Origin of the sequence: uncultured Boseongicola sp. (assembly GCF_937988555.1) — a bacterium.
GTDB lineage: Bacteria > Pseudomonadota > Alphaproteobacteria > Rhodobacterales > Rhodobacteraceae > Boseongicola.
The window spans coordinates 1-2,726 of record NZ_CALJXO010000103.1 but is presented as its reverse complement, the minus strand read 5'-3'; the positions used below and the strand labels follow the sequence as shown (position 1 = coordinate 2,726).

General features: G+C 53.3%; 4 protein-coding genes and 1 riboswitch. Of the genes, 2 read left to right on the top strand and 2 right to left on the bottom strand.

Translation table 11 applies throughout. From position 1 onward, the window contains the following. Positions 1-123 precede the first annotated feature (123 nt). Positions 124-227, bottom strand: a riboswitch (SAM-I-IV-variant riboswitch). Between the two features lie 257 nt (positions 228-484). Continuing rightward, a complete protein-coding gene (locus Q1B15_RS05685) occupies positions 485-1,018 on the top strand; it encodes a dihydrofolate reductase family protein (RefSeq protein ID WP_299751418.1) in 534 nt (177 codons plus the stop codon). Between the two features lie 243 nt (positions 1,019-1,261). Here Q1B15_RS05685 and Q1B15_RS05680 read toward each other — a convergent pair whose 3' ends face one another. Beyond that, entirely contained in the window at positions 1,262-1,960 is a 699-nt protein-coding gene (locus tag Q1B15_RS05680; protein WP_299751416.1) for an RraA family protein, read from the bottom strand. Positions 1,961-2,106: 146 nt separating this feature from the next. Beyond that, complete coding sequence (locus tag Q1B15_RS05675; RefSeq protein ID WP_299751413.1) at positions 2,107-2,298, bottom strand: RSP_7527 family protein; 192 nt, start codon at positions 2,296-2,298, stop codon at positions 2,107-2,109. A gap of 156 nt (positions 2,299-2,454) precedes the next feature. Here Q1B15_RS05675 and Q1B15_RS05670 point away from each other — a divergent pair. Further along, on the top strand, positions 2,455-2,726 hold a 272-nt coding region (locus tag Q1B15_RS05670; protein WP_299751410.1), incomplete at its 3' end, for a winged helix-turn-helix domain-containing protein.

The following is a 2,726-nucleotide window of genomic DNA, read 5'->3' as shown; positions in this document are numbered from 1 at the left end:
TCGACTGGCGCCTGCTCCACCAACGAGTTGGATGCCGTAGCTGCGGTCGATGTCATGAACCGTCTACGGGTGATCATGGCGGTCTCCTCTCACAAGATGTGCAGGACGATCGCCTCTGGCTGATGAAAACCTCTTCGTTGTCGAACTGGCCAAATCCCCTGACGGGCGACCACCTTGCCGAGTTGGGCAGGGTGGTGGGAGCTGAAGCCCCGCTCTTGATGATAAGCCATAAATACAGGCTGAGAACGCTGATGGCAGTATCATTAGGTTGCTTCCGGCACGCAGCAACTCATGCCGTCATTACTAAGCTCCGGGCCTCTTTTTGACCATTGAACGCACTGTCCGCTTCGGCGCGGTTTGCAGACGCCTGTCGAGAAATGCCCAAGGTCCGCCCTGCGGACGACGCTGCCGTTCGACTGCATGCACCTTGCGTTCATCAGCATTGGGAATAGCGTGGCTTCTGTACGCACTGGGAGAGTTGAGGATGACGACAGGTCATATGTTTATGGCGATGAGTCTCGATGGATTTGTTGCGCGAGAAGATTTTGGCCTAGATTGGTTAATGAAGCAGACGACCGAGGGCGAGGATCATGGCAATGCAGCATTCATGGAGTCCGTCGATGGGCTTGTGTTGGGAAGTGGCTCGTTTCGCACTATGCTAACCTTTGATACTTGGCCCTATGAAAAGCCAGTCGTCGTGTTGAGCAGGACAATGAGGTCAAGCGATATACCCGACGAACTTCGTGACAAGGTGACCCTCAGTGCGCTCGCACCTCGACAGCTAATGGCGTCCCTGTCGGAACAGGGCTGGAAGCGTGCCTATGTCGACGGCGGAAAAATCATTCAAAGCTTCATGCGCGAAGGATTGATCGCAGATATGACCGTGACAATTGTTCCGATCCTTATCGGGGCGGGCAAAAGGATGTTCGGGACTTTGGATGCAGATATTGACCTTCACCTTTTAGAGTCGAAGTCATTTCCATCTGGTTTGGTCACTTCAAGATACGAGGTCACCTAGGGCTCGAAGCCATCGTTAGATGCTCGATGCGTCAGGTTCCGCTGTGCGGTGAGGCTGTGTGAAAACTACCGAGAGCTTTTAAAAATGCCAAAAATTGGCAGATTCGGGCACGCTCTGGTCAAGCTGAACCATCAAATTAGCAACTCCCGAAAACGAGCGGCGCGAAATCATGAAGAATCCCGAGTTTTCACACAGCCTCCGGACTTTGCTGCCATTGAGATCAAAGCTTCTCCCAAGTCGCTTTCAATCTTTGTAAGCGACTTGGTCACTTGCCAAGAACTGCTCCACCCAATCTGGAAGGCGCATCCCTCTGGCTATCTTGTCGTCCTGCGCCTGCTCGGCGCTCCGAATGCGTTCCAGGTTTTCGATCACCTCATCCAGACGCTCGTATGGAACGACCACGACACCATCTTGATCGGCTACGATCATATCGCCGTTCTCAACCTCTTGCGCGCCTATCTGGACAGGGAAGCCAACTGATCCAGGTCCAGACACGTGCGGCGATCCCGGAGTTATCCCCGTACACCAAACTGGCAATCCAACCGAAACTATACCGTGATAATCGCGGAGCGGACCATCTGTGACAAAACCTGCAGCGCCACAATTTTTCATCATTCCGACCAGTCCATCTCCACCGGCAGCGCACCCAGAGTGTGCCGAAAACGCGGAAACAACGACGTCACCGGGTCGAATAAATTTGAGTGACGCAAAAAGTGCCAGCACATCAGCGGCACCACATTCCGCGGTCAATGCTGGTCCAGCAGCAACGCAATTGAGTTCACGACCACCGCCAAGCGGCTGAATGGCATGAGAAAGTGCTCCGCCACCAAACATGGCATCGACGACAAAGCCTGTTGGAATACCCTGAAACGCTGCGATTTGGGTATCGCTCGGACGCCGAAAATTCGTTTTTACTGTAAGTTTTGGTGGAACCTCAATCACGTCCAAATCCTTTTTCTATCTGTCATCGCGCTAAAACAATTTGCACTTTCGATGTTGTTAGCGTGTCCGCAGCCCAGTGTCGATTTCCACAGTGAGAGGTCTATTTAGGGCCTTGGCGCTGCCAGGTTATTTTGCAAAGCTCACGCTCAGCTGCGCATCACGCTATTGCGTCTCGCTGTGCGGCTTTCTTTGCTGCGGCGGACCTTAGTGACAATTGCCTTCACAGTCTGTCTCACCATATCCCGCGTCTCTGCCGCTTGCATGGCACGCGCCTGTCGGATCTTCTTTTCTGCAATCGAACTTGCGGTTTTGAAAAGTTCGGTCTGGTTGCGGGTCATCTCGGTTTTCCTTCTTGGGTTGCGTTTGAAGACAAGATCACCTTCGCAATTTCGCTGACGTCACGCTTCCAGCCGCTGTCCTGAAGTCATCCAGAATTCCTCCATTTCCATCCAGAAATCGTTGGAAACGCCCTGGAACCGTGGTTTTCTAAGGAGATGGGTGGAACAGAATCGCAGATCGTCAAAATCGGAGCTATCGAGCTGGACTTTAGCCGGGGTGAAATCCGCCGAGATGGCGCGCCGGTCGCAATAGAGCCTCAGGTCTTCACTCTGATCGCCTATCTCGCCAAGCATCCGGGCCAAGTTCTATCCCGCGACGATCTAATCGAAGCGGTTTGGGACGGGCGGATCGTCTCGGATTCCGCCATAGCATCCCGCATCAACACTGCCAGAAAAATCCTTGGCGACGACGGCAGCGCTCAGAAAAT